Annotated in this window: 19 protein-coding genes; 9 read left to right on the top strand and 10 right to left on the bottom strand. The window is 69.0% G+C overall.

The genetic code is table 11. From position 1 onward, the window contains the following. Positions 1 to 46: 46 nt before the first annotated feature. The 5 genes from glgA to BM013_RS12550 all read right to left on the bottom strand — a co-directional run bounded on the left by glgA (position 47) and on the right by BM013_RS12550 (position 9,566). On the bottom strand, positions 47 to 1,543 hold the full coding sequence (glgA, locus tag BM013_RS12575; RefSeq protein WP_093127314.1) for a glycogen synthase GlgA: 1,497 nt from the start codon (positions 1,541 to 1,543) through the stop codon (positions 47 to 49). 2 nt (positions 1,544 to 1,545) lie between these two features. After that, complete coding sequence (gene glgC, locus BM013_RS12570) at positions 1,546 to 2,868, bottom strand: glucose-1-phosphate adenylyltransferase (RefSeq protein ID WP_093127311.1); 1,323 nt, start codon at positions 2,866 to 2,868, stop codon at positions 1,546 to 1,548. Between the two features lie 83 nt (positions 2,869 to 2,951). Next, the gene (gene glgX / locus BM013_RS12565; protein WP_093127308.1) at positions 2,952 to 5,114 is read right to left on the bottom strand and encodes a glycogen debranching protein GlgX; all 2,163 of its coding nucleotides are present in this window, start codon (positions 5,112 to 5,114) and stop codon (positions 2,952 to 2,954) included. Positions 5,115 to 5,721: 607 nt separating this feature from the next. Next, positions 5,722 to 7,893: a 1,4-alpha-glucan branching protein GlgB gene (gene glgB / locus BM013_RS12555; RefSeq protein ID WP_093127306.1), complete on the bottom strand. Its 2,172-nt coding sequence runs from the start codon at positions 7,891 to 7,893 to the stop codon at positions 5,722 to 5,724. Between the two features lie 5 nt (positions 7,894 to 7,898). Beyond that, the gene (locus BM013_RS12550; RefSeq protein ID WP_093127303.1) at positions 7,899 to 9,566 is read right to left on the bottom strand and encodes an alpha-glucosidase; all 1,668 of its coding nucleotides are present in this window, start codon (positions 9,564 to 9,566) and stop codon (positions 7,899 to 7,901) included. 142 nt (positions 9,567 to 9,708) lie between these two features. Here BM013_RS12550 and BM013_RS12545 point away from each other — a divergent pair, with 142 nt between their 5' ends. The 3 genes from BM013_RS12545 to BM013_RS41760 are packed head-to-tail and all read left to right on the top strand — an operon-like array spanning position 9,709 to position 12,281. Continuing rightward, the gene (locus tag BM013_RS12545; RefSeq protein WP_093127300.1) at positions 9,709 to 11,160 is read left to right on the top strand and encodes an NAD(P)-binding domain-containing protein; all 1,452 of its coding nucleotides are present in this window, start codon (positions 9,709 to 9,711) and stop codon (positions 11,158 to 11,160) included. A 3-nt stretch (positions 11,161 to 11,163) separates the two neighbouring features. Then, positions 11,164 to 11,688 (top strand): CMD domain-containing protein, encoded by a 525-nt coding sequence (locus BM013_RS41765; protein ID WP_093127296.1) that lies wholly within the window; start codon positions 11,164 to 11,166, stop codon positions 11,686 to 11,688. After that, a complete protein-coding gene (locus BM013_RS41760; protein WP_093127294.1) occupies positions 11,685 to 12,281 on the top strand; it encodes a peroxidase-related enzyme in 597 nt (198 codons plus the stop codon). The genes BM013_RS41765 and BM013_RS41760 overlap by 4 nt, the downstream gene beginning before the upstream one ends. Here the strand turns inward: BM013_RS41760 and BM013_RS12530 are convergent, their stop codons facing one another. Continuing rightward, positions 12,282 to 13,361: an NAD/NADP octopine/nopaline dehydrogenase family protein gene (locus BM013_RS12530; RefSeq protein WP_093127292.1), complete on the bottom strand. Its 1,080-nt coding sequence runs from the start codon at positions 13,359 to 13,361 to the stop codon at positions 12,282 to 12,284. It abuts the gene before it with no gap. Further along, positions 13,354 to 14,328, bottom strand: a complete 975-nt coding sequence (locus tag BM013_RS12525) for a Bug family tripartite tricarboxylate transporter substrate binding protein (protein ID WP_093127290.1) — start codon at positions 14,326 to 14,328, stop codon at positions 13,354 to 13,356. The genes BM013_RS12530 and BM013_RS12525 overlap by 8 nt, the downstream gene beginning before the upstream one ends. Before the next feature lie 160 nt (positions 14,329 to 14,488). Here BM013_RS12525 and leuS point away from each other — a divergent pair, with 160 nt between their 5' ends. The 6 genes from leuS to BM013_RS12495 all read left to right on the top strand — a co-directional run bounded on the left by leuS (position 14,489) and on the right by BM013_RS12495 (position 23,649). Further along, positions 14,489 to 17,119 (top strand): leucine--tRNA ligase, encoded by a 2,631-nt coding sequence (leuS, locus tag BM013_RS12520; protein ID WP_093127288.1) that lies wholly within the window; start codon positions 14,489 to 14,491, stop codon positions 17,117 to 17,119. A gap of 11 nt (positions 17,120 to 17,130) precedes the next feature. Continuing rightward, positions 17,131 to 17,676, top strand: coding sequence for an LPS-assembly lipoprotein LptE (gene lptE, locus BM013_RS12515; RefSeq protein WP_093127285.1), 546 nt, complete (start codon positions 17,131 to 17,133; stop codon positions 17,674 to 17,676). 28 nt (positions 17,677 to 17,704) lie between these two features. After that, positions 17,705 to 18,775, top strand: coding sequence for a DNA polymerase III subunit delta (gene holA, locus BM013_RS12510; protein WP_093127283.1), 1,071 nt, complete (start codon positions 17,705 to 17,707; stop codon positions 18,773 to 18,775). Between the two features lie 73 nt (positions 18,776 to 18,848). Further along, positions 18,849 to 20,141 carry a glutamate-5-semialdehyde dehydrogenase gene (locus BM013_RS12505; protein ID WP_093128088.1) on the top strand — a complete coding sequence of 431 codons (1,293 nt, stop codon included), beginning with the start codon at positions 18,849 to 18,851 and terminating at the stop codon, positions 20,139 to 20,141. Between the two features lie 126 nt (positions 20,142 to 20,267). Beyond that, positions 20,268 to 21,602, top strand: a complete 1,335-nt coding sequence (gene gshA / locus BM013_RS12500; RefSeq protein ID WP_093127280.1) for a glutamate--cysteine ligase — start codon at positions 20,268 to 20,270, stop codon at positions 21,600 to 21,602. A 178-nt stretch (positions 21,603 to 21,780) separates the two neighbouring features. Next, positions 21,781 to 23,649, top strand: coding sequence for a potassium transporter Kup (locus tag BM013_RS12495; RefSeq protein WP_093127278.1), 1,869 nt, complete (start codon positions 21,781 to 21,783; stop codon positions 23,647 to 23,649). Positions 23,650 to 23,677: 28 nt separating this feature from the next. On the opposite strand, the gene BM013_RS12490 is transcribed toward BM013_RS12495, so the two are convergent. The 3 genes from BM013_RS12490 to BM013_RS12480 all read right to left on the bottom strand — a co-directional run bounded on the left by BM013_RS12490 (position 23,678) and on the right by BM013_RS12480 (position 25,879). Then, positions 23,678 to 24,445 carry a GntR family transcriptional regulator gene (locus BM013_RS12490; RefSeq protein WP_093127275.1) on the bottom strand — a complete coding sequence of 256 codons (768 nt, stop codon included), beginning with the start codon at positions 24,443 to 24,445 and terminating at the stop codon, positions 23,678 to 23,680. Between the two features lie 71 nt (positions 24,446 to 24,516). Beyond that, on the bottom strand, positions 24,517 to 25,440 hold the full coding sequence (locus BM013_RS12485; RefSeq protein WP_093127273.1) for a polysaccharide deacetylase family protein: 924 nt from the start codon (positions 25,438 to 25,440) through the stop codon (positions 24,517 to 24,519). A 10-nt stretch (positions 25,441 to 25,450) separates the two neighbouring features. Next, positions 25,451 to 25,879, bottom strand: a complete 429-nt coding sequence (locus BM013_RS12480) for a hypothetical protein (protein WP_093127270.1) — start codon at positions 25,877 to 25,879, stop codon at positions 25,451 to 25,453. Positions 25,880 to 26,018: the final 139 nt, after the last annotated feature.

Genomic DNA, 26,018 nt, shown 5'->3' with positions numbered 1-26,018 from the left:
CGTCGCGCTGACGGATTGTTTCAAGGGCTTGTTTCAGGAGCTTGTGTCAGAGGCTTGTTTCAAGGGCCTGCCGGTACACGGCGATGTACCGGGCCGCCGCGGTGGCCCAGTCGGCGGGGCGGCGCATGGCATGGCCGCGCACACGGCGCCAGTCGGGCGCGCGCTGGTAGAGGGCGAAGGCGCGGCGCACCGCGCGTTCGTAGTCGGCCACCTCGAAGCGCTCGAACACGAAGCCGGTGGCGTCGCCGCTGGCCATGTCTTCCAGCGAGCTGTCGACCACCGTGTCGGCCAGCCCGCCGACGCGGCGCACCAGCGGCAGGCTGCCGTACTTCAGGCCGTACATCTGCGTGAGGCCGCAGGGCTCGAAGAGCGAGGGCACCAGCGTGACGTCGCCGGCGCCGAAGAGCTGGTGCGCCAGTGTCTCGTTGTAGCCGATGGTGACGCTGACCGATTGCGGCGCGGCCGCCGCGCGCTGGCGAAAGGCTTCCTCGAGCCAGGTCTCGCCGGCACCGAGCAGCGCCAGCTGGCCGCCCTGGGCGAGCAGCGCGTCGAGGCCGCCGAGCACCAGGTGCAGGCCTTTCTGTTCGGTGAGCCGGCTCACCAGGATGAACAACGGCGCGTCGGGCCGGTCGGCCAGCCCCAGCTGTTGCTGCAGCACCGACTTGCAGCGCGCCTTGCCGGCCATGTGGCGGCCTTCGGGCGTGTGATAGCCCTGCACCAGCGCCGCATCGTCCGCCGGGTTCCAGACCTTGTCGTCGACCGCGTTGAGGATGCCGCCGAGCACGCCGCTGCGCTGGCGCAGCAGGCCGTCGAGCCCGCAGCCCTGCTCGGGCGTCTGGATTTCCTGCGCGTAGGTCGGGCTCACGGTGGTGAGCCGGTCGGCATAGCAGAGGCCGCCCTTCATGAACGAGACCTGGCCGTGGTACTCGAGCCCGTTCATCTGGAAGGCCGGGCCGGGCAGGCCCAGCTCGGTGAAGTTCCACGGCGCGAAGAGGCCCTGGTAGGCCAGGTTGTGCACCGTGAAGACGCTGCCCACGCGCGCGCCGCGCGAGCCGCCCGGCTGGCCGGCCTCGCGCGCGAAGTGCAGGTAGGCCGGCGCCAGCGCCGCGTGCCAGTCGTGCGCGTGCACCACCTCGGGCTGCCACAGCGGGTCGAGCCCTTGCGCCAGCTGCGCCGCGGCCCAGCCGAGCAGGGCAAAGCGCCGGTGGTTGTCGCCGTAGGGCTGGCGCGACGTGTCTTCGTAGGGGTTGCCGGGCCGGTCGTAGAGCGCCGGCGCGTCGATCACGTAGGCCGGGATGGCCGGCGCGCCGTCGATGGCGATGTGGCCGAAGCGCAGCGTGAAGCGCTCGCCCCAGGGCGCATCGAATTCGGCCACCGGCGCCAGGTCGCGCACGCCCGCCACGATGGCGGGGAACCCCGGCAAGAGCACGCGCGCGTCCTGCCCTTCGGCCATGAGCGCGATCGGCAGGGCGCCCGCGATGTCCGCCAGGCCGCCGGTCTTGAGGAGGGGAAAGAGTTCGGCGCTGACCTGGAGGATCCGCATCGTCAGGCGGCGGCCAGCCGTTTCAGCATCTCGCGTGTGACCAGCACCACGCCGGTCTCGGTGCGCTCGAAGCGCGCGGCATCGGCCTCGGCATCCTCGCCGATCACCATGTCCTCGGGAATGACGCAGGCGCGGTCGATGACCACCTTGCTCAGCCGGCAGCCGCGGCCCACCTCGACGTCGGGCAGCAGCACCGCCTGCGAGATCGTGCAGAACGAGTGGATGCGCACGCCCGAGAACAGCACCGAGTCGGTCACCGACGACCCCGACACGATGCAACCGCCCGAGACGATGGTGTTGGTCGTGAGGCCGGGCTTGCCGTCGCGCCCGAACACGAACTTGGCCGGAGGCAGCTGGCGCTGGTAGGTCCAGATGGGCCAATTGGTGTCATAGATGTCGAGCTCCGGGGTGATCGAGGCCAGATCGAGGTTGGCTGCCCAGAATGCATCAATCGTGCCCACGTCGCGCCAGTAGGTCGGGCTGTCGCCGCCGCGCGTGGCGCGGGTCACGCACGACATGCCGAACGGATGCGCCAGCGCGCGGCCCTCGGCCACGGCGCGCGGGATGATGTCCTTGCCGAAGTCGTGGTCGGAGTCCGGGTCCAGGCTGTCTTCCTCGAGCAGGCGGTACAGGTATTCGGAGTCGAACACGTAGATGCCCATGCTGGCCAGCGCCACGTCGGGCTTGCCGGGCATCGCGGGCGGGTCGGCGGGCTTTTCCAGGAAGGCCGTGACCGTGCGGTCCTCGGCCACGTGCATCACGCCGAAGGCGGTGGCCTCCATGCGCGGCACCTCGATGCAGCCGACGGTGCAGCCCATGCCGCGCTCGGCATGGTCCTTCACCATGATCGAGTAGTCCATCTTGTAGATGTGGTCGCCGGCCAGCACCACCACGTAGTCGTGCGGCGTGGAGCGGGTCTGGATGATGTCCAGGTTCTGGAACACCGCGTCGGCGGTGCCGCGGTACCAGTGCTCGTCGCCCACGCGCTGCTGCGCGGGCAGCACGTCGACCATCTCGTTGAGCTCGGCGCGCAGGAAGCTCCAGCCGCGCTGCAGGTGGCGCATGAGCGAGTGCGACTTGTACTGCGTGACCACCGCCATGCGGCGGATGCCGGAGTTCAGGCAGTTCGACAGCGCGAAATCGATGATGCGGAACTTGCCGCCGAAGTACACGGCCGGCTTGGCGCGCCGGTCGGTCAGTTGCTTCAGGCGGGAGCCCCGCCCGCCGGCCAGCACCAGGGCGATGGTGCGGCGGACCAGTTGATGCGCCTGCAGTTCGTGCGCCGGTTGCGGCTGCGCTTTCGCTTGGGGTGTGAGCGTGTCCATCCTGTGTCTCCGTTCGTTCGTTCGTTTGAATGCGTCGTCAGAGTTTCTGCATCGAGACTAGCACCGCGCGGTGCATCTGGCTGCTACGTTCTTGCAATCCTGAGGCTCGAGAAAGGCACTTGTACCGGGTCGTTTCCAAGCGGTTGCGCCCCCTCGGCCGCGTCGAGCGCCGGGTCGCTGGCGAGGCAACTGCGCCACGCGCCCGCGGGCAGCCTGAAGGACACGGTCTGCGGGCCCGCGTTCACCATCACCAGCCAGGCGCCTGCGCTGTTGCTGTCGTTGCCATCGTTCTTGCCGTCGTTCTTGCCATCGTTCTTGCCGTTGTGGTGGCCGGTTGTCGTCGCTGCAGCTTCCGTGAACAGGATTGCAAGGGCCGTGCCCGCGTGCCAGTCGGCGGGGGCCATGGGCTCGCCGTCGGGGCGCAGCCAGCGGATGCCCGGGGCCGCGCGGTCCTGCGTCTGCGATGCGTCGGCCGGCCACCAGCGGTTGCTGCGCAGGGCGGGCGCCTCGCGGCGCAGCGCGGTGAGCCGGGCCACGAAGGCGCTGAGTTGCGCCGCGTCGCTGTCGGGCTCGGAGGCGCCGACCCAGGCGAGCCAGGCGGTTTCGTTGTCCTGGCAGTAGGCGTTGTTGTTGCCCTGCTGGGTGTGGCCGAGTTCGTCGCCGGCCAGCAGCATGGGCGTGCCCTGGGACAGCAGCAGCGTGGCGAGCAGCGCACGCTGCAGGCGGTGGCGCAGGGCGCGCACGGCGGGGTCGTCGCTCGGGCCTTCCACGCCGCAGTTGTTGCTCATGTTGTGGCCGTGGCCGTCGCGGTTGTCCTCGCCGTTGGCCAGGTTGTGGCGCTCGTTGTAGCTCACGAGGTCGCCCAGCGTGAAGCCGTCGTGCGCGGTGACGAAGTTGACACTGGCGGTCGGCGCGCGGCCGCGGTGGGCGAACTGGGTGCTGGAGGCGGTGAAGCGGTGCGCGAAGTCGCCGATGTCTGCCTTGTCGTCGTGCGCCTGCCGCAGCCAGAAGCCGCGCTGCGTGTCGCGGTAGCGGTCGTTCCACTCGAGCCAGCCCGGCGGGAAGTCGCCCAGCCGGTAGCCGCCCGGGCCGATGTCCCAGGGCTCGGCGATGAGGAGCGTGCGCGAGAGCACGGGGTCTTGGGCGATGGCGGCGAAGAAGGGCGCGCGCGGGTCGAAGCCGCGTTGCGCGTCGCGCGCGAGCACCGGCGCCAGGTCGAAGCGGAAGCCGTCGACGCCCATCTCGCAGGCCCAGAAGCGCAGGCTGTCCATCACCAGTTGCAGCACGCGCGGCTCGCCGAGGTTCAGGCAGTTGCCGGTGCCGGTCCAGTTCTCGTAGAGGGCGCGGTCGTCGGGGCGCAGGTGGTAGTACAGGGCGTTGTCGATGCCGCGCATCGACAGCGTGGGGCCGAGCTCGTCGGTCTCGGCGCTGTGGTTGTAGACGACGTCGATCACCAGTTCCATGCCGCGCGCGTGGATGGCATCGGCCATGGCGCGGAATTCGCTGGCGGGGCTGGTGCCGGGGCGGCCGCTCCAGTAGCGCGACTCGGGCGCGAACCAGCCGATGGTGGTGTAGCCCCAGTAGTTGCTCAGGCCCATGTGCAGCAGACGCTGCTCGTCGGCGCGGTGCTGCACGGGCATGAGGCTCAGCGTGGTGATGCCCAGGCGCTGGAGGTGGTCGAGAGCGGCGGGTTCCGCGAGGCCGGCGTAGGTGCCTCTGAGGGGGGCGGGGATTGCGGGGTGTCGCCTGGTCTGGCCCTTGGGGTGGAGTTCGTAGAGGATGCGCTCGCTGGAGGGGATGCGGGCGTGGCCCGGGGTTGGCGGGTGTTCTTGGGTGGGGGCTACGCGGGCCTTGAGGGCTGTCGAGGCGTTGTCTCTCGGGTCTTGCGCGGCGGGGTTCGCCGGCACGTGACCGAGGTGCAGGTCGCTGCCGTCGTAGGTGCCGAGGATTTCTCGAGCGTAGGGGTCGAGGAGGAGCTTGTTCGGGTTGAAGCGAAGGCCCTCCTTGGGGGACCACGGACCGTGGACCCGGTAGCCGTAGACCAGGCCGGGGCTGGCGCTGGGGAGGTGGCCGTGCCAGACGCCGTCTGTGAAGGACTGGAGTTGCAGGCGCTGCTGTTCGCTCTTTCCTGTGCTGTCGAAGATGCAGAGCTCTACTGAAACTGCTGTCGGGGCGGCTATGGCGAAGTTGACGCCCTGCTGCGTGGGGGTTGCGCCTAAGGGGAAGGGCTTGCCTGGGCTCAGCATGCTGGTTGCTCCCCCGTGGGGTTGCTTCCCGAGGCCGGGATTCCGCCCGGCGGCGGACTCACTTTCTTTTGCTTCGCCAAAAGAAAGTAAGCAAAGAAAAGGCGACCCCACTGTCTGCGACCCCTGCGCTTCGCTACGGGGCAACCTGCGGTGCTCACGTTTCGCGGGGTCCCACCCAAACTCGCTTCGCTCAAACAAGGGTGGGCCCTGATCCGCGAAACGCTCCGCTCCTCGGCGCAGCCAGAGGGGAGGGGGAGACAAGTCGGGCCTTCGCTTCGCTCGGCCTCCATGCGGCTGCAGGCGCTGCGCGCCTGCAGCCGTTCACGCCGAGCGCAGCGATGGCGCGTTCGGTTTCCGCTCTCCAAGCCCTTCTGGCTGCGCCGAGGAGCGGAGCGTTTCGCGGACAAGGGCTCGCAGCTGTTTGAGCGAAGCGAGTTCTGCGAGACCCCGCGAAACGTGAGCACCGCAGGTTGCCCGTAGCGAAGCGAAGGGACGCAGACAACAGGGTCGCCTTTCTTTTGCCTACGTTTTCTTGGCGAAGCAAAGAAAAGTAGCTCGCCCGCCGGGGCGAAACCCGGCCTCGGAACACAAACAAGACCCAAGAAGTTCAAGCCAACACCCACATCACAGTCCCCAACGGCGGCACGCTGACACAAACAGAGTCCGCCTTCCCATGCCAAGCCACAGCCGAGCTGTCGACAACCCCGTTCCCAACCCCGCTCCCCCCATAAACCACCCCATCCGTATTCAATATCTCCCGATAAGCCCCCGCGCAAGGCACCCCCAGCCGATACCCATGCCGAGGCACCGGCGTGAAGTTGCACACCGCGATCACGAACGCCCCGTCACGCGCCTTGCGAACGAACGCGAACACCGACTGGTCCGCATCGTCATGCACGATCCACTCGAACCCCGCCCCGTCGTTGTCGAGCTCGTGCAACGCAGGAAAGTGCCGGTACACGTTGTTCAGGTCGCGCACCAGCCGCCGCACGCCTTGATGCGGCGCGTGCTCCAGCAGGTGCCAGTCCAGCCCGCGGTCCGCGTTCCACTCCGCGTACTGCGCAAACTCCCCGCCCATGAACAGCAGCTTCTTCCCCGGATAGGCCCAGAGGTACCCGTACAGGTTGCGCAGGCCCGCGAACTTCTGCCACTCGTCCCCGGGCATCCGCCCGATCATCGATCCCTTGCCGTGCACCACCTCGTCGTGCGACAGCGGCAGCACGAAGTTCTCGCTGTGCGCGTACATCAGCCCGAAGGTGATCTGCTGGTGGTGGTGCTTGCGATACACCGGGTCGGTCCCGGCATAAGCCAGCGTGTCGTTCATCCACCCCATGTTCCACTTGTAGTGAAACCCCAGCCCGCCGTCCTCCGGCGGCCGCGTCACGCCCGGAAAGCTCGTCGACTCCTCGGCCAGCGTCACGGCACCGGGCCGCTCGACGCCCACCACCTGGTTCATTCGCCGCAGGAAGTCGATGGCCTCCAGGTTCTCGCGCCCGCCGAGCGCGTTCGGCACCCACTCGCCGGCCTTGCGGCTGTAGTCGCGGTACAGCATCGACGCCACCGCGTCCACGCGCAGGCCGTCCACGCCGTAGCGCTCCAGCCAGTACAGCGCGTTGCCGACCAGGTAGTTGCGCACCTCCGTGCGCGCATAGTTGAAGATCAGCGTCTGCCAGTCGTTGTGGAAACCCTCGCGCGGGTCGGCGTACTCGTACAGCGCGGTGCCGTCGAAGTTGCCCAGGCCGTGCGCGTCGGTCGGAAAGTGCGCGGGCACCCAGTCGAGGATCACGCCCAGCCCCGCCGCATGCGCGGCCTCCACGAAATACCGGAAGTCGCCTGGCGTGCCGAAGCGCGAGGTCGGCGCGTACAGGCCGATCGGCTGGTAGCCCCACGACCCGTCGAACGGGTGCTCGGTGATCGGCAGCAGCTCGATGTGCGTGAAGCCCAGGTCGCGCACATACGGCACCAGCGTGTCGGCCAGCTCGCGGTAGTCCAGCCACTCGTGGCCGTTCTTGCGGCGCCATGAGCCCAGGTGCACCTCGTAGATGCTGATGGGCGCATGGCGCTCGTTGGCGGCGGCGCGGCCTTCGGGCATCTTCACCGGTGCCGGCAGGGGCTGCACCACGCAGGCGGTGTCGGGGCGCAGTTGTGCCGAGAACGCGAAGGGGTCGGCTTTGCGCAGCACCTCGCCGTGCGCCGAGAGAATCTCGAACTCGTAGCTGTCACCCACCGTCACGTGCGGCGCGAAGATTTCCCACACGCCGCACTCGCGGCGCAGCCGCATCGCGTGGCGCCGGCCGTCCCAGTTGTTGAAGTTGCCGACCACCGACACGCGCCGCGCATTCGGCGCCCAGACCGCGAAGGCCACGCCCTTCACGCCGTCGATCTCGCGCAGGTGCGCGCCCAGCCGCTCCCACGGCCGCAGGTGCGTGCCTTCGGCCAGCAGCCACACGTCGGTCTCGCCGAGCACGAAGGCAAATCGGTAGGGGTCTTCGAGCCGCGAGGTGTGCGAGTCCCAGTCGACCTGGAACGAATAGCCCATGCGGGCTTCCGCGGCGGGCACCAGGCCGCTGAACAGGTCGGAGCCCTCGTGCCGCGTCAGGATGGCCAGCGGCCAGCCGGTGCGCGAATGCACCACGGCCACGCGTTGCGCGCCGGGCAGCAGGGCGCGCACCACCAGGCCCTCGGGCGTCTCGTGCGGCCCGAGCACGGCGAACGGGTTGCCATGCTCGGCACGCATCAGCGCGTGGACTTCGGATTCGGGCAGCGGCTTCAGGGGCATGGTGATCAGCTTTGTCCTTCTTCACCGGCAGGCGCGCCGATGAAAACGCCGTACGGCGCCAGCACCAGCATGCGCTTTTCACCCGTGCCCTGCACGACGGCGGTGGACGCCAGCGGCTGTCCGACAAGGGGCTGCAGGCCGTCGGGCAGGGCAAGCGACACCGGCTCGCCGCTGAAGTTGAAGATCGCCTGCAGCGACCGGTTGGCGCTGCGCCGCGCGAAATGCAGCAGGGGCTCGGGCGCGTCGATGAAGTCGATGCTGCCCGTGTGCAGCAGCGGCTGCGTGCGTCGCCAGTGCAGCAGGGCGCGGCTGAAAGCGAGCATCGACGCCGGGTCGTCGGCCTGCCGCTCGACGGCCAGCGGCAGGTGCGGCCCGTACACGGGCAGCCACGGCGCTCCGGTGGTGAAGCCGCCGTGCGGCGCCTCGGCGGTCCACGCGATGGGCGTGCGGCAGCCGTCGCGGCCCTTGAACTCGGGCCAGAAGGCGCGGCCGTACGGGTCTTGCAACAGTTCGAAGGGCACCTCGGCCTCGGGCAGGCCCAGCTCTTCGCCCTGGTAGATGCTGGCGCTGCCGCGCAGCGTGAGCAGCAGCGCGAGCCAGAGGCGGTCGCGCCGGGTGTCGGCCGGGCCGCCGCCGCTCCAGCGCGTGGCGACGCGCGGCACGTCGTGGTTCGACACCGCCCAGCAGCCCCAGCCGCCGGTGGGGGCGAGCGCGCTGTCGAGCGCCTCGACCTGGTGGCGCAGGTGGGCGGGGCGGTGGTCGGCCGTCAGCAGGCTGAAGCTGTAGGCCAGGTGCAGGCGCTTGCCGAGCTCGGTGTACTGCGCCATGACGGGCGGCGCGTTCTCGTCGCCGACCTCGCCCAGCGCCACCGCGCCGTAGCCGTCGAGCAGCCGGCGCAGGCTTTCGAGAAAGGCCAGGTTCTCGACCTGGCTCTTGTCGTACAGGTGCTGCTGCATCGCATACGGGTTGTCGGCGCGCACCGTGCTGACCTCGTCGATCGACGCGAGCGAGGCCGGCGGGTTGTCGCGCAGCAGCGCGTCGTGGAACTGGTGGTTGCAGGCGTCGAAGCGAAAGCCGTCCACGCCGCGTTCGCACCAGAAGCGCACCTCGCCCAGCAGTGCTTCCTGCACCTCGGCGCAATGGAAGTTCAGGTCGGGCTGCTCGGCCAGGAAGCTGTGCAGGTAGTACTGCCTGCGGCGCGCGTCCCATTGCCAGGCCGAGCCGCCGAACACCGACAACCAGTTGGTCGGCGGCGTGCCGTCGGGGCGGGGGTCGGCCCACACGTACCAGTCGGCCTTGGGGTTGTCGCGCGAGCTGCGGCTTTCGGCGAACCAGGCGTGCTGGTCGGAGGTGTGCGAGAGCACCTGGTCGATGATGAGCTTCAGGCCCAGCGCGTGCATGCGCGCCAGCATGGCGTCGAAGTCGGCCAGCGTGCCGAAGATCGGGTCGACCGCGCGGTAGTCGGACACGTCGTAGCCGAAGTCCTTCATCGGCGAGCGGAAGAAGGGAGAGACCCAGATGGCATCGACGCCGAGGCGGGCCACATGTTCGAGCCGGGACGTGATGCCCGGCAGGTCGCCGATGCCGTCGCCGTTGCTGTCCATGAAACTGCGGGGGTAGATCTGGTAGATCACCGCGCCGCGCCACCATTCGCTGTTGCTCGTGTTGCCCATGCCGGTCCCTGTGGTCTGAAAATCATTGTGGCATGCGAAATTCGGGCCAGTGATGCCGCAGTGATACGGCTTGCGCGCGCCACGGTCGCGCGCCGGCGGTCCGTGAAGCTTTCTACACTGGGCGCCGTTGCCGTTTTTTTACATGACCTCAGATTCCGTTTCTTCCCTCGCCGCGCTCGAAGCACGGCTCGCCCAGGACCTCGACTACCTCGGCTGGCCCGGCCGCAACTGGATGCCGCCGCGGCAAGCGAATGGCGAGACCGTGCTCGACGTGGCCATCATCGGCGGCGGCCAGGCCGGCCTCGCCGCCTCGGTCGCGCTGATGCAGCAGGGCATCCGCCCCGTGGTGTTCGACCGCTCGCCCGCCGGCAGCGAAGGCCCGTGGGCGACCACGGCGCGCATGGAGACGCTGCGCTCGCCCAAGGAACTCACCGGCCCGGCGATGGGGCTGCCCGCGCTCACCTTCCGCGCGTGGTTCGAGGCCCAGTTCGGGCGCGAGGCCTGGGTGGCGATGGACAAGATCCCGCGCCTGCAGTGGATGGACTACCTGGTCTGGTACCGCCGCGTGATGGGCGTGGACGTGCGCAACGACACCACGATGACCGGCATTCACCCGCTGCCCGACGCCACCGGCGTGCGGCTCGCGCTGCGCACGCCGCAAGGCCCACGCAGCGTGCTGGCGCGCCGCGTCGTGCTGGCCACCGGGCGCGACGGCCTCGGCGGGCCGTCGGTGCCGGCGTTCGTCGACGCGCTGCCGCGCTCGACGTGGGCGCATTCGTCCGACGAGATGGACTACGGCCGGCTCAAGGGCCTGCGCGTGGGTGTGATCGGCGCGGGCTCCTCGGCCATGGACAGCGCGGCGACCGCGCTGGAAGCCGGCGCGCGCAGCGTGGAACTGCTGATCCGCCGCGCCGACCTGCCGCGCGTCAACAAGGGCAAGGGCGCGGGCGTGCCCGGCCTCACGCAGGGGCACTACGACCTGCCGGACGCGCTCAAGTGGCGCGTGCGCCACTACATCAACGTGCTGAACGTGCCGCCGCCGCACGGCAGCACGCTGCGGGTGTCGCGCCATCCCCATGCCTTCTTCAACTTCGGCTGCCCGGTGCTGTCGGTCGCGCAACAGGGCGAGGCGATGCGCGTGTCCACGCCCAAGGGCGACTTCGAATTCGACTTCCTGATCGTCTCGACCGGCTTCAAGGTCGACTGGGAACACCGCCCGGAGTTCGCCGGCATCGCCCCCTTCGTTCGCACCTGGAAGGACCGCTTCACGCCCGCGCCCGGCGACGAAGACCAGGAGCTGGCCGATTCGCCCGACCTCGGGCCGGTGTTCGAATTCCAGGAGCGCGTGCCGGGCGACTGCCCGGGGCTGTCGCGCATCCACTGCTTCTGCTACCCGGCGGCGCTGTCGCACGGCACGGTGTCGGGCGACATCCCGGCCATCAGCGAAGGCGCCAGGCGCCTGGCCGGCGGCATCGCCAGTCTGTTCTACCGCGAAGACTTCGACCACCACTACGCCTACCTCGAGGCCTACGCCGAGCCGGAGCTGTTCGGCGACGAATGGACGCCCGCGCTGCCGCCGCAAGAAAGAAGCTGACCGATGACGACAAGCATTCCCGACGTGATCGACGTGATCGACGTGGTCGACGCAACTGTGGCGCTGGCGCCTGGCCACCCCACCTGGGCGCTGCGGCGCCAGCGCGAGAAGGTCGTGGCCGCCACCCAAGGCAGCCACGACGCCATGTTTTCCCCGGCCGTCGAAGGCCTCACGGTGCAGGAGCGCCTGCTGGTGGCGCTGCATGCCTGCCGCGTGTCGAAGGCCGACAGCCTGGCCGCGCAGTACCGTGACCGGCTGGTGGCCGAGGGCGCCGGCGAGCCGTTGATCGCCGCGGTGGACGCCGGCGAGCCCGTGGCCGACGCGCGCCTGCAGGCCGTGCTGGCCTTCACCGGCAAGCTGATCCAGCGCCCCATCGAGGGCGACCGGGCGGCGGTGCAGTCGCTGGCCGACAGCGGCCTGTCGACGCCCGCCATCGTCGCCATGAGCCAGCTGATCGCGTTCCTGTCGTACCAGATCCGCCTGGCCGCCGGCCTGCAGGCGCTGGCCGCCGCGGAGGTGAGCGCATGAGCGCCCCGATCCGGATCAACGGCTTCACCACCGACGTGCTCAAGTGGAAGCCATGGCTCGACACGGTGAACGTCGACACCGCCACGCCGGTCCAGCTGGCGGCGCTGGACGAGATGAGCCCGCAGGCGCGCACCTCGCCGTACTTCCTGGTGCTGGCGCACCAGCCCGAGATACTGCTGCAGCGCTCCATCGCCTTCAACGCGATCATGTTCGCGCCGGGCGGCCTGCCGCGTGCCGAGCGCGAACTGGGCGCCACGGTCGAGTCGCGCGTGAACGGCTGCGTGTATTGCGCGTCGGTACATGCGCAGCGCTTCGCGCAGCTGGCCAGGCGCGACGACGTGATTTCCCAGGTGTTCGAGGAGCCCGCCACGGCCGGCACCACGCCGCGCGAGAAGGCCATCGTCGCGTTCTCGATCCGCCTGGGCGCCGAGCCCGACAAGGTGTCGCCCGAGGACATCCGGGCGCTGAAGGCGGCCGGGCTGGGCGAGCTCGAGATTCTCGACCTGGTCCATTCGGTGGCCCTGTTCGCCTGGGCCAACCGGCTGATGCTCAACCTCGGGGAACCGGTGTTCCCCGAAGCCTCTGCTTCATAGTCACAGGCGGGCCAGCAGCCCGGCCACGGTCTCGCGGGCCAGGCCCAGCGGCTCGAGCAGGTCGTTCTCGCGCCGGTAGTCGACGCCGTTGACCAGCGAGGCCGCATCCACGATGGTGCGGGTCGCGGGTGTCGGCACGCCGGCCATGGCGCCCAGCGCCTCGACGAACGCCAGGCCGTAGGGCATGTCTTCCGTCACGTAGCGGGTGTCGACCTGCGTGGGGCCGGGCGGGCCGCCGCGCTTGGCGTGCAGCTCGGCGGCGATGTCCGCGAGCTTTTCCGACGCGGTGCCGAAGGAGCGCGCGAAATGCGCCTCGATGGGGCCGACCTCGATGCCGAAGGCGGCCGCCACGGCGCGCCGCTCCCGGTCGAGCGCCTCGATCGCGCGCGACACGCCGGGCGTCATGCAGTGGTACTGCGGCCAGTTCTCGGCGCGCTCGATGCGGGTCCAGTTGAAGACCGCGAGCGGGCCGTGCGACTGCGGGTTGACGTTGGCCAGCGCGCTGGCCAACGCACTGCCTTGCACCGAGAAGCCGTCGCCGAACAGCGCGGTGCACAGCGCGACCGCCTCGTGCGCCCTGGCCGCGGGCAGGGCGGAGACGCCGACGGCCTTGCGCCGCGTCATCACCCTGACCTGCGTGCCGGACTCGCGGCGCGCGGTCAGCACGGTCGTGCCGAAGCTGGCGACCGTGACCTGCCGGCCGGCGCGCAGCGCCGCCTCGTGCAGGTAGAGCGACGACAGCGACGCCATCGAGCTGACGATCACCGTCTGGCCGTCGCGCAGGAAGGGCAGCAGCGCGTCCATCACGCGCCTGTGGCCGTTGACGGGCAGGGCCAGCAGCAGCACGTCGGAAGCGGCGCAGAGCCCGGCCGCGTCGCCGGCGACCTCGACGCTCACCGAAAAAGACTGCAGGCCGCCGGCTTCCAGCGGCTGCGTGCGCAATTCGTCGGCGCCCCGGCCGCCCGGCGACCACACGGTGACACCGTGGCCCGCCCGCCGCAGCCAGGCCGCGCTGGCCAGCGCAATGGCGCCGGCGCCGGCGATGCCGACGCGGTATTTCCTGCCTTGAACTTCAGTCAACCTTGATCCCGCCCTGCTTGATCACCTTGGCCCAGCGCTGGCTGTCTTCCGCCACGACCTTGCCCAGCGCCGCCGGGCCGCCGCAGGTGTTGACCGCGCCCAGCTGGGCGAAGCGCTGCTTCGTCTCGGGCAGGTTGCACACCTCGACCAGGGCGGCCGACAGTTTTTCGACGCTGGCGGCCGGCATGCGCGCCGGCGCCATCACGCCGACCCAGACCGGCACTTCCATGCCCGGCAGCTTCGTGGCCTCGCCGATGGTGGGCGCCGAGCCCATGCTGGGCAGCGACACCCGCGAGAAGGTGCCGAGCACGCGCGCCTTGCCGCTGGCGACCATCGGCTCGATGGACGCCACGCTGGTCACGATGGTTGCCACCTGCCCGCCCAGCAGGTCGGTCATGGCGGGGGCGGCGCCCCGGTAGGGCACGTGCAGCAGCTCCACGCCGCTGGCCTGTGCCAGCAACGCGCCGGTCAGGTGCGAGACGGTGCCGTTGCCGGTCGAGGCGTAAGTGACGAGGCCCGGGCGGGCCTTGGCGTCGCGCAGCACGTCGGCCACCGTCTTGTAGGGGCTTTCGGTGCGCACGGACAGCGTCATGGGCGTGTCGGCCACCAGCGCCACCGGCACCAGTTCGTGCACCGGGTCGTAGGGCAGCCTGGGCTGCAGGTGGGGCGCGATGGTGACCGCGCCGCCGGTGGCCAGCAGCACCGTGGCCCCGTCGGTCGCCTTGGCCACCGCGTCGGCGGCCACGATGCCGCCGGCGCCGGCCTTGTTGTCGATGATGACCGGCTGGCCCAGCTTGTCGGTCAGCTTGGCGCCCAGGTAGCGGGCGATCACGTCCTGCGCGCCGCCGGTGGCGAAGGGCACCACGATGCGCAGGGGCTTGTCGTTCTGCTGGGCCCACAGGGGCGTTGCGGCAAGGCCGGCGGCAGCCGCGAGGGCCAGGGCGAGGTGTTTCAGGCGCAGTGTCATGGTGTTCCAGCCGGTGCGAAAACCTGCCGGGCGGCAGGCGTTACTCGCGCAACACGCGGGTTACGAGCCCCAAGTCTAGAGTCTGCGCTCCGGGGCTTTCTCCCGGGCGCGATAATCCCGCGTTCCCGGCCGCCTTGCGCCGGGCTCTTGCCGAACCGCCATGAATCCCAGCTACAAACCCAGCGACGTCGAGTCCGCTGCCCAGGCGCAATGGAGCGCCGCCGATGCCTACCGCGTCACCGAGGACGCGAGCCGCAAGAAGTACTACGCCTGCTCGATGCTGCCGTACCCCAGCGGCAAGCTGCACATGGGCCACGTGCGCAACTACACGATCAACGACATGCTCACGCGCTACCTGCGCATGAGCGGCTACAACGTGCTGATGCCCATGGGCTGGGACGCCTTCGGCCTGCCGGCCGAGAACGCGGCGCTGAAGAACGGCGTGCCGCCGGCCAAGTGGACCTACGAGAACATCGCCTACATGAAGGGCCAGCTCCAGGCCATGGGCCTGGCGATCGACTGGAGCCGCGAGATCGCCACCTGCGACCCGAGCTACTACAAGTGGAACCAGTGGCTGTTCCTGAAGATGCTCGAAAAGGGCATTGCCTACCGCAAGACCCAGGTCGTGAACTGGGACCCGGTCGACCAGACCGTGCTGGCCAACGAGCAGGTGATCGACGGCAAGGGCTGGCGCACCGGCGCCACGGTCGAGCGCCGCGAGATCCCGGGCTACTACCTGAAGATCAGCGACTACGCCGAAGAACTGCTCGAGCACACCCAGCACAAGCTGCCGGGCTGGCCCGAGCGCGTCAAGCTGATGCAGGAGAACTGGATCGGCAAGAGCGAAGGCCTGCGCTTCGCTTTCACGCATGACATCAAGGACGCGAGCGGCAAGCCGATCCAGGACGGCCGCATGTACGTGTTCACCACGCGTGCCGACACCATCATGGGCGTCACCTTCTGCGCCGTGGCGCCCGAGCACCCGCTGGCCGCCCACGCCGCCACGCTCGACCCGAAGGTCGCGGCCTTCATCGAGGAGTGCAAGAACGGCGGCACCACCGAGGCCGAACTGGCCACGCAGGAAAAGAAGGGCGTGCCCACCGGCCTCACCGTGACGCACCCGATCACCGAGGAGCAGGTGCCGGTGTGGGTCGGCAACTACGTGCTGATCAATTACGGCGACGGCGCCGTGATGGGCGTGCCCGCGCACGACGAGCGCGACTTCGCCTTCGCCAACAAGTACGGCATCGAGATCATCCAGGTGGTGCTGGTGGACGACGAGCCGCACTTCGACTATCACAAGTGGCAGGACTGGTACGGCGACAAGACGCGCGGCGTGACCATCAACTCCGACAACTTCAGCGGCATGACCTACAAGGAGGCCGTGGCCGCCGTGGCGCATGCGCTGGGCCAGAAGGGCCTGGGCGAGCTGCAGACCACCTGGCGCCTGCGCGACTGGGGCGTGAGCCGCCAGCGCTACTGGGGCACGCCGATCCCGATCATCCATTGCGACGAACACGGCGCGGTGCCGGTGCCCGAGAAGGACCTGCCGGTGGTGCTGCCCACCGACTGCGTGCCCGACGGTTCCGGCAACCCGCTGAACAAGCACGAAGGCTTCCATGCCGGCGTGGTCTGCCCGGTGTGCGGCAAGGCCGCGCGGCGCGAGACCGACACGATGGACACCTTCGTGGACAGCTCGTGGTACTTCATGCGCTACTGCGACCCGAAGAACGACGAGGCCATGGTGGCCGGCGGCGCAAACTACTGGATGCCGATGGACCAGTACATCGGCGGCATCGAGCACGCCATTCTTCACCTGCTGTACGCACGCTTCTGGACCAAGGTCATGCGCGACCTGGGCCTGGTGAAGGCCGACGAGCCCTTCAGCAAGCTGCTCACGCAGGGCATGGTGCTCAACCACATCTTCTACAAGCGCAACGAGAAGGGCGGCAAGGACTACTTTCCGCCCACCGAGGTCACGACCGTGCTCGACGCGCAGGGCCGCATCGTCGGCGGCACCACCGCCGACGGCACCAAGGTCGAGTACGGCGGCGTGGGCAAGATGGGCAAGAGCGAGCGCAACGGCGTCGACCCGCAGGACCTGATCGAGAAGTACGGCGCCGACACGGCCCGCCTGTACACCATGTTCACCGCGCCGCCCGAAGCCACGCTCGAGTGGAACGATGCGGCCGTCGAAGGCAGCTACCGCTTCCTGCGCCGGGTGTGGAACTTCGGCGCCGCGCAGGCGGACGTGGCCCCGGTCGCGCTGGCCGGCCAGACCTTCGGCAAGGGCGCCCAGGCGCTGCGCCGCGAGGTGCACACCGTGCTGCGCCAGGTCGACTACGACTACCAGCGCATGCAATACAACACCGTGGTGTCGGGCGCCATGAAGCTGCTCAACGCGCTGGAAGGCTTCAAGCCCGACGGCAGCAAGGGCGATGCGGCCGCGCTGCGCGAAGGCTTCGGCATCCTGCTGCGTTGCATGTACCCGGCCACGCCGCACATCGCCCAGCAGCTGTGGAACGAACTCGGCTACGACAGCGGCCTGGGCGGCCTGCTCGACGCGGCCTGGCCGACGGTCGACGTGGGCGCGCTGGTGCAGGACGAGATCGAGCTGATGCTGCAGGTCAACGGCAAGCTGCGCGGCAAGCTGCTGGTGCCGGCCGGTGCCTCCAAGGACGAGATCGAGAAGCTCGCGCTGGCCTGCGACGACTTCGTCACCTTCGCCGAGGGCGCGCAGCCCAAGCGCGTGATCGTGGTTCCCGGCCGCCTGGTCAACGTGGTCATTTGAACGACTCAAGCATGAACACTCGCAATGTCTCGCTGCCGCGCCGCGGCTTTCTCCTCGGTCTGACGGCGGCGGGCGCCTCGCTCGGCCTGGCCGGTTGCGGCTTCGAGCTGCGCAAGGCGCCGGTTTTCGCGTTCAAGACGCTGTCGGTGTCGGGCAACTCGGCCATGATCAACCAGATCCGGCGCGAACTGCGGGCGACCGGCACCGTGACGCTGGTGTCCACCGACGCGCCGGTTGCCGGCAGTCCGGCCCCGGCTTCCATGGCCGACGTGGTGCTCGAGATCCTGGGCGAGGACCGCAACCGATTCGTCATCTCGACCAATTCCGCCGGCCTGGTGCGCGAACTGCAGCTGCAACTGCGCGTGCGCTTTCGCCTGCGCACCCCGGGCGGCAAGGACCTGCTGCCGGCCACCGAGGTCTCGCAGACGCGCGACCTGAGCTTCAACGAAACCAACGCGCTGGCCAAGGAAGGCGAAGCCGACCTGCTGTTCCGCGACATGCAGTCGGACATCGCGCAGCAGCTGATGCGCCGCCTGGCCGCCGTCAAGGAACTCTGAGCCCGCGCGCTCCGGCCATTCCATCTCCATGCAACTTGCCAGCGCCCAACTCGGGGCCCACCTGCAGAAGGGCCTCAAGCCGCTCTACACGATCCACGGCGACGAGCCGTTGCTCGCGCAGGAAGCGGCCGACGCCATCCGCGCCACCGCGCGCGCGCAGGGCTACACCGAGCGCAGCTCGTACACCGCTGCCGGCGCGCATTTCGACTGGAGCGCGGTGCTCGCCGCGGGCGGCTCGCTCTCGCTGTTCGCGGACAAGCAGATCGTCGAGATCCGCATTCCCTCGGGCAAGCCCGGCAAGGACGGCAGCGCCGCGCTGCAGCACCTGGCCGAGGCCGCGCCCGGCAACGACAGCACGCTCACGCTGGTGATGCTGCCGCGCCTGGACAAGGCCACGCGCACGGGCGCCTGGTTCTCGGCGCTGGAGAACAACGGCGCGAGCATCCAGGTCGACCCGATCGAGCGCAACGCGCTGCCGCAATGGATCGCGCAGCGCCTGGGCCAGCAAGGCCAGCGCGTGATGCCCGGCGACGAAGGCCAGCGCACGCTGCAGTTCTTCGCCGACCGCGTGGAGGGCAACCTGCTGGCCGCGCACCAGGAAATCCAGAAGCTCGCGCTGCTGCATCCGGCCGGTGAGCTGAGCTGGGAGCAGGTCGAAGGCGCCGTCAACAACGTGGCGCGCTACGACGTGTTCAAGCTGTCCGAGGCGGTGCTGGCCGGCAACCCGCAGCGCGTGGCGCGCATGCTCGACGGCCTGCAGGCCGAGGGCGAGGCCGAGGTGCTGGTGCACTACACGATCGCCGAGGACATCCGTGCGCTCAAGCGCGTGAAGGACGCGATGGCGTCGGGCCGCCCGCTGCCGATGGCGCTGCGCGAGAACCGCATCTGGGGCCCGCGCGAGCGCGCCTTCGAACGCGTGCTGCCGCGGCTGGACGACCGCATGCTGGCGCGCCTGCTGCGCGCCGCCCACCTGGTGGACGGCATCGTCAAGGGCTTGAAGCAGCCCGACTGGCCCGCCAGCGGCTGGCAGGCCTTGCAGCGTCTGGCGTTGATGCTGTGCCGTGCCTGCAGCAGCGCGGCGGCGCCGCGCAGGGCCTGACCCTCCGGATGGCTCGAGGCATCAAAAAGCCTCTGTCAGCCGGACGACGTATCGGCGTGGGAAAATGCCGCGCATGAACGCGTTCAACGTCAGCGAGCACATGCAGACCCTGGGTCTGCAAGCCAAAGCCGCTGCATTCCTCATGGCCCGTGCGGATGCAGCTACCAAAAACATAGCACTGAAGGCCCTCGCCCGGCGCCTTCGCGACGCCGGCCCGGTGCTGGCCGCCGCCAACCAGAAGGACCTGGAGCGCGCCACGGCCGCCGGCCTCTCGGCGCCGATGGTCGACCGCCTCAAGCTCACGCCCAAGGTCGTCGAGACCGTGGCCCTGGGCTGCGAGCAGCTCGCGGGCATGGCCGACGTGATCGGCGAGATCATCGGCATGAAGCAACAGCCCAGCGGCATCCGCGTGGGCCAGATGCGCGTGCCGATCGGCGTCTTCGGCATGATCTACGAGAGCCGCCCCAACGTGACCATCGAGGCGGCGAGCCTGGCCGTCAAGAGCGGCAACGCGGCCATCCTGCGCGGCGGCTCGGAAGCCATCGAGTCGAACAAGGCGCTGGCGCTGCTGGTGTCCGAGGCGCTGGCCGAAGCCGGCCTGCCGGTCGATGCGGTGCAGCTGGTGCAGACCACCGACCGCGAAGCCGTCGGCCAGCTGATCGCCATGCCCGAATTCGTCGACGTGATCATTCCGCGCGGCGGCAAGGGCCTGATCGAGCGCATCAGCCGCGACGCCAAGGTGCCGGTCATCAAGCACCTGGACGGCAACTGCCACGTCTACGTGGACGACACGGCCGAGTTCGACATGGCGCTGCGCATCGTCGACAACGCCAAGACCCAGAAGTACAGCCCCTGCAACGCCGCCGAAGGCCTGCTGGTGTCGGCCACGGTGGCGGAAGACTTCCTGCCCGAGATCGCCGCCATCTTCGCGGCCAAGGGCGTGGAAATGCGCTGCGACCCGGCCGCCGCCGCCATCCTGCGCGCCGACGGCGCGGCCAGCCCGCAGGCGAAGGTGCTCGACGCCGTGGAGTCCGACTGGTCCGAGGAATACCTCGCCGCGGTCATCAGCATCAAGGTGGTGTCGGGTGTGGACGAGGCCATCGCCCACATCAACCGCTATTCGAGCCACCACACCGACGCGATCGTCACGCGCGACCACGTGCACGCACAGCGCTTCCTGCGCGAGGTCGATTCGGCCAGCGTGATGGTCAATGCGAGCACGCGCTTCGCGGACGGCTTCGAGTTCGGGCTGGGTGCCGAAATCGGCATCAGCACCGACAAGTTCCACGCCCGGGGCCCGGTGGGCATCGAAGGACTGACCTCGCTCAAGTACGTGGTGCTCGGGCAAGGCGAAGTCCGCAGCTGAGGCGTTGCCGTGCAAGGCGGACGGGTTGAACCAAGTCCGCCCTGTCCGGTCTTGTCATTGGGGCGGCCATCCCCAAATCCTACAATTCCGCTCCACCTTTAAGCACAAAACCAACAAGGCCGCCGCATGGTTCCGCATCTCGTCACCGCCCTGACCGGCCCGATCAACGAACTGGAGCAGCGGGTGCTCGACTCGATGCCCGCCATCGAGCGCTGGTTCCGGCTCGAGTGGATGGAGCACACGCCGCCGTTCTACAGCGCCGTGGACATCCGCAACGCGGGCTTCAAGCTCGCGCCGGTGGACACCAACCTGTTCCCGGGCGGCTGGAACAACCTCACCAAGGAAATGCTGCCGCTGGCCGTGCAAGCCGCGCAGGCCGCCATCGAGAAGATCTGTCCGGAAGCGCGCAACCTGCTCGTCATTCCCGAGAACCACTCGAAAAACACCTTCTATCTGGCCAACGTCGCGCAACTGGTGCGCATCTTCCATATGGCGGGGCTCAACGTGCGCATCGGGTCGATCGACCCGGCCATCAAGTCGCCCAAGAAGATCGAATTGCCCAACGGCGACACCGTGATGCTCGAGCCGGTGGTGCGCACCAAGCGCCGATTGGGCCTGAAGAACTTCGATCCCTGCACAATTCTGCTCAACAACGAACTTTCCGCGGGAACGCCCGGCATCCTCGAGGACCTGCACGAGCAGTACCTGCTGCCGCCGCTGCACGCGGGCTGGTCGGTGCGCCGCAAGAGCAACCACCTGCACAGCTACGAAGAGCTGTCCAAGCGCTTCGGCAAGCTGCTGGGCATCGACCCCTGGCTCATCAACCCGATCTATGCGCGCGCCGAAGGCGTGGACGTGGCCGAAGGCCGCGGCATCGACGTGCTGACCAGCCACGTGGACGCGGTGCTCACCAAGGTGCGCCGCAAGTACAAGGAATACGGCATCAACGAGAAGCCGTTCGTGGTCGTCAAGGGCGGCCACAGCGGCAGCGGCAGTCCGGGCGTGGTGACGGTGCGCGATGCCAAGGACGTCGAATTGCTGATCGGCAAGTCGCGCGGCGCCAGCAGCGCGCCCGCCGCGACCATCCGGGCGAGCCTGTCGCGTGAACCGCGCGATCTGCGCGAACCCACCGAACTGATCGTGCAGGAAGGCGTGCTCACCAACGAGCGCGTGCACAACGGCGTGGCCGAGCCGGTCGTCTACATGATGGACCGCTACGTGGTCGGCGGCTTCTACCGCGTGCACGCCGAGCAGGCGGCCGACGAGAACCTCAAGCTGCCGGGCGCGAGCTTCGTGCCGCTGGCGTTCTCCGAGAGTGCGCACTTGCCTCAGCCCGGCGCCAAGCCTGGCGCCAGTGCACCCAACCGCTTCTACATGTACGGCGTGGTCGGGCGGCTGGCCATGGTGGCCGCCAGCTACGAGATGGAAGCGACCGACCCGGACGCCGAAATCTACGAATGATTGTGGGGCCGGGCTGCGGCGACTTGCGCCGCCCCCAGGCAACGGCAGAATAGCGGCCCCACAGCAACGGAAAAAAAAGGGCGGGAGGGGCACCGAGGTGAACTAAAGTTCGCCTCCATCGCACCCCGGCGCGTCTGACGCGCCGACACCAGCAGCCTGCCCTTTTCCCATCGACTTCGTGTCAGCCCCCAAATCTCTCTCAGCCGGCCTCATCGTCGGCGCCATCGGCGTCGTCTATGGCGACATCGGCACCAGCGTGCTGTACGCCGTCAAGGAAGTGTTCGGTCACGGCCATGTGCCGTTCACCGTCGAGAACGTCTACGGCATCCTGTCGATGTTCTTCTGGACACTGACCGTCATCGTCTCCATCAAGTACGTCGTGCTCGTGCTGCGCGCGGACAACGAAGGCGAGGGCGGCCTCGTGGCCATGCTCGCGCTGGCGTCCCGCGCGGTGGCCGACAAACCCAGGCTGCGCCACGTGCTGCTGGTGGTCGGCATCTTCGGCACCTCTCTTTTCTATGGCGACGGGGTCATCACCCCGGCGATCTCGGTGCTCTCCGCGGTCGAGGGCCTGGAGGTGGTGTCGCCGCACTTCTCGCACTACGTCATTCCGCTCACGCTGGTCGTGCTGTTCTGCCTCTTCGTGGTGCAGAAGCGCGGCACGGCGGGCATCGGCAAGTTCTTCGGGCCGGTCACGCTGGTGTGGTTCCTGGCCATTGCCGTGCTCGGCGTGTCGCAGATCCTGCACCACCCTGAAATCCTGAAGGCGCTGAACCCGTTCTATGCGCTGAAGTTCATCTGGGACAACCCCGGCACCAGCTTCATCCTGCTGGGCGCCACGGTGCTGTGCGTGACCGGCGCCGAGGCGCTGTACGCCGACCTGGGCCACTTCGGCAAGCGCCCGATCCGCGTGGCGTGGTTCTCGGTCGTGATGCCCGCGCTCACGCTGAACTACTTCGGCCAGGGCGCGCTGCTGCTGGAGAACCCCGAGGCGGTGAAGAACCCGTTCTTCATGATGGCCCCCGAATGGGCGCTGGTGCCGCTGGTGCTGCTGGCCACCGCGGCCACGGTGATCGCGTCGCAGGCCCTCATCACCGGCGCCTTCAGCGTCACGCGCCAGGTCATCCAGCTGGGTTACCTGCCGCGCCTGAACATCGAGCACACCAGCGTGCGCACGGCCGGCCAGATCTACATTCCGCTGGTCAACTGGGGCCTGTTCGTGGCCATCGTGCTGGCGGTGGTGATGTTCCGCTCGTCGAGCAGCCTGGCCGCGGCCTACGGCATCGCCGTGACCACCGACATGCTGATCACCACGGTGCTGACCTTCTTCGTGATCCGCTACGCGTGGAAGCTGCCGCTGCTGCTGTGCGTCGGTTCCACGGCCGTGTTCTTCTTCGTCGACTTCATGTTCTTCGCCTCGAACCTGCTCAAGCTGTTCGAGGGCGGCTGGTTCCCGCTGATGATCGGCGGCTTCGTCTTCACGCTGATGATCACGTGGAAGGAAGGCCGCCGGCTGATGGGCGAGGCGCAGCATGCCGACGCGATCGACCTCAAGTCCTTCCTCGACTCCGTGTTCGTGAGCCCGCCGGTGCGCGTGGAAGGCACGGCTGTGTTCCTCACGGCCGAGCCCGGCACCGTGCCCAACGCGCTGCTGCACAACCTCAAGCACAACAAGGTGCTGCACGAGCAGAACATGTTCGTCACCGTGCGCAACCACGAGGTGCCCTGGATCCCGATGGACAAGCGCATCGAGATCGACGCGCTGGGCAACCACTGCTGGCAGGTGATCGTGCACTACGGCTTCAAGAACGACATCGACCTGCCGCGCGCGCTGGAGAACGCGCGCATGCGCGGCTGCCAGCTGGAGCCGATGACCACCAGCTACTTCCTGTCGCGCGACGTTGTGATTCCCACGCTGGGCAGCGGCATGGCACCGTGGCGCGAGAAGCTGTTCGCGCAGATGCACCACAACGCCAGCGGCGCGGCGGCCTTCCTGGGGCTGCCGAACAACGCGGTGGTGGAGCTGGGCTCGAAGATCGAGATCTGAGGCGCGGCCCTGGGCCCTGGGGCCTGGCTCAGCCCAGCCCCAGCATCTGCCCCAGGCTGCGCTGCGACGCCGGCCGGTCCAGCGCAATGTTCCGTTCGAGCACCAGCAGGTGCTCTTCCATCGCGCGCACCGCGGTGTCTTCGTCGCCCCGCGCGATCGCATCGACCACCACCGCATGCTCGTCGTGTTCGCACGAGGCATTGCCGGGCGGCTCGTACAGCGCCACGATCAGCGAGCAGCGCGACATGAGCTCGCTCAAATAGCGCTCCAGGATCGGGTTGCGCGCGAGCCGCGCCACGCGCAGGTGGAACGAACTCGCGAGCCGCGCCCAGTCGGGCTGCGTGTAGCGGTGCATCGCCGCGTGCTCTTCCTTCAGGTGCCGCCGCAGCTCGGCCACTTCGGCCTTGGTCGCGTTGCGCACCGCCATGCGCACCAGCGCGGCCTCCAGGGCGCGGCGCGCCTCGAAGATCTGCCGCGTTTCCTCCGGCGAAGGCATGGCGACGATGGCGCCGCGGTTGGGCCGCAGCTCCACGATGTGGTCGTGCGCGAGCCGCTGCAGCACCTTGCGCACCAGCGCGCGGCTCACGCCGAACAGCTCGCACAGCGAGGCCTCGGGCAGCTTGGTGCCGGGCGCCAGGCGCTGGCGCGTCACGCCTTCGAACACCGAGCGGTAGATGCGCTCCTCGATGTCGCCGTCATCGGCAAGGGAAGACGGTTTGCCCTTGGTGGCAGGCCTGGTGGCGGGCTTGCTGGCTGGCCTTGCGGCGGGCTTCGGCGGCGAGGGGGAACGGGCCATGGAATGGAAGGCAGGCGGTGGGGAACGCGCCGATTATCGAGCGCCTCCGCCTGCCACGCGCTGCGAGCGTCTCAGTCGAACGCGCCCGGCCGTTCCTGCGCGAGCCGCGCCATGTGCGAGGCGATCTCGCCCGGCGTGGTGAACCAGATGTCGCCGCGGTCGCGCGCATGCGCCAGGTGCGCCAGCGCGGTGCGCAGGTGGCGCAGCCGGTAGGGCTGGCCCACGATGTACGGATGCAGCGCAAGGCCCATCACCAGCGGCTGCGCGCGCGACTGGCCGAGCATCTCCTCGAAGTTGTCTACCACCATCGCGCTGAAGTCCTTCGCGTCCATCAGGCGCCCGACGATCATCGGGATGTCGTTGAGCTCCTGCGGGTACGGCACCGACCACAGCGAGCCGCCGCCGCGCGTGCGCATGCGAATCGGCTGGTCGTCATGGCACCAGTTGAGCGTGTAGCCGTAGCCCGTTTCGGCCAGCAGGTCGGGCGTGACGGCGCTCTCCGAGATCCAGGGCGAGAGCCACCCCGCGGGCGCCTGGCCGCTCTCGCGCACCATGCGTTCGCGGCAGCGCTGCAGCAGCGCGCGCTCGTGCGTTTCGTCGAGCACGCCCTGGCGTTCGGCGTTGCTGTGGCCGTGGCCGATGAGCTCGTCGCCGCGCGCCACCAGTGCCTGCACCAGTTCCGGGCAGTGGTCGTACAGCGCGGTGTTGACCAGCGCGCCGGTCGGCAGCGCGAGCGCGTCGAACAGCTCCAGGCAGCGCCACGCGCCCACGCGGTTGCCGTACTCGCGCCAGCCGTGGTTGAGCACGTCGGGCTGCGGCGAAGCCGGGCCGATGCAGGCGCCCAGCCCGTCGCCGAAGGCGAAGTGCTCGACGTTGAAGCCCAGGTACACCGCCAGCCGCGCGCCGTTGGGCCACACGTAGTCGGGCCGCCGCGTGATGGGGCGGTAGTCGAAGCGGTCGTGCGTGGGAAGCCGCTCGGGCCAGCGCGTCGTCATGCCCGCGGCCTCACAGCACCGCGAGGCCGGCGCGCACCAGCAGCCATTCGGCGCTGTCGTTCCACACGTCCATCTGCACGATGAGGCCGTGGCGCACCACGTAGCGGTCGACGTAGCGGTTGTCCTCGAAGGCGGTGCCGTCGGGCCATGCGCCGTACAGCGTGCCGAGGCTGTAGACCACGGTTTCCTCGGGCGTGCCGCCGGCCACCGTCTCGGTGCGCTCGATCTTCTTCTTGACCCACGCATAGCGCTTGGCATTGAAGGCCGAGGTGTCGCCCGGCGCGCTCATCGGCCGGTTGCCGGTGAAGCGGATGCGGATGCCGGGCGCGGTGAAGCGCGAGGCCGACTGCGGGTCGGGAATCATCACCAGGCGAAGGAACTCGTCGACCACCGCGGCGGGGTCGAGCAGGGGGGTGTCTTGCGAAGCGGGCGTGTCCATGAGGTTCTCCGGTCTTTGTGGGCCATGGCGGTGCATGGCGGCTGCTGTGGCGGGAATCGTGCAATTCCCGTGCCTGATTGTCGACACGATGAATTTCAGATTGTCGACAATTTCTAATTCAAATTGTTAACTTGGCATG

The sequence above is a fragment of the Variovorax sp. OK605 genome (assembly GCF_900115445.1).
In the GTDB taxonomy this organism is placed as follows: Bacteria; Pseudomonadota; Gammaproteobacteria; order Burkholderiales; family Burkholderiaceae_C; genus Variovorax.
This window is presented reverse-complemented; position numbering and strand designations above follow the sequence as displayed.

Excerpts from the sequence above, each read along its gene's own strand:
- glgA (WP_093127314.1), bottom strand. The coding sequence starts at position 1,543 with ATGCGGATCCTCCAGGTCAGCGCCGAACTCTTTCCCCTCCTCAAGACC.
- glgC (WP_093127311.1), bottom strand. The coding sequence starts at position 2,868 with ATGGACACGCTCACACCCCAAGCGAAAGCGCAGCCGCAACCGGCGCAC.
- glgX (WP_093127308.1), bottom strand. The coding sequence starts at position 5,114 with ATGCTGAGCCCAGGCAAGCCCTTCCCCTTAGGCGCAACCCCCACGCAG.
- glgB (WP_093127306.1), bottom strand. The coding sequence starts at position 7,893 with ATGCCCCTGAAGCCGCTGCCCGAATCCGAAGTCCACGCGCTGATGCGT.
- BM013_RS12550 (WP_093127303.1), bottom strand. The coding sequence starts at position 9,566 with ATGGGCAACACGAGCAACAGCGAATGGTGGCGCGGCGCGGTGATCTAC.
- BM013_RS12545 (WP_093127300.1), top strand. The coding sequence starts at position 9,709 with ATGACCTCAGATTCCGTTTCTTCCCTCGCCGCGCTCGAAGCACGGCTC.
- BM013_RS41765 (WP_093127296.1), top strand. The coding sequence starts at position 11,164 with ATGACGACAAGCATTCCCGACGTGATCGACGTGATCGACGTGGTCGAC.
- BM013_RS41760 (WP_093127294.1), top strand. The coding sequence starts at position 11,685 with ATGAGCGCCCCGATCCGGATCAACGGCTTCACCACCGACGTGCTCAAG.
- BM013_RS12525 (WP_093127290.1), bottom strand. The coding sequence starts at position 14,328 with ATGACACTGCGCCTGAAACACCTCGCCCTGGCCCTCGCGGCTGCCGCC.
- leuS (WP_093127288.1), top strand. The coding sequence starts at position 14,489 with ATGAATCCCAGCTACAAACCCAGCGACGTCGAGTCCGCTGCCCAGGCG.
- lptE (WP_093127285.1), top strand. The coding sequence starts at position 17,131 with ATGAACACTCGCAATGTCTCGCTGCCGCGCCGCGGCTTTCTCCTCGGT.
- holA (WP_093127283.1), top strand. The coding sequence starts at position 17,705 with ATGCAACTTGCCAGCGCCCAACTCGGGGCCCACCTGCAGAAGGGCCTC.
- BM013_RS12505 (WP_093128088.1), top strand. The coding sequence starts at position 18,849 with ATGAACGCGTTCAACGTCAGCGAGCACATGCAGACCCTGGGTCTGCAA.
- gshA (WP_093127280.1), top strand. The coding sequence starts at position 20,268 with ATGGTTCCGCATCTCGTCACCGCCCTGACCGGCCCGATCAACGAACTG.
- BM013_RS12490 (WP_093127275.1), bottom strand. The coding sequence starts at position 24,445 with ATGGCCCGTTCCCCCTCGCCGCCGAAGCCCGCCGCAAGGCCAGCCAGC.
- BM013_RS12485 (WP_093127273.1), bottom strand. The coding sequence starts at position 25,440 with ATGACGACGCGCTGGCCCGAGCGGCTTCCCACGCACGACCGCTTCGAC.
- BM013_RS12480 (WP_093127270.1), bottom strand. The coding sequence starts at position 25,879 with ATGGACACGCCCGCTTCGCAAGACACCCCCCTGCTCGACCCCGCCGCG.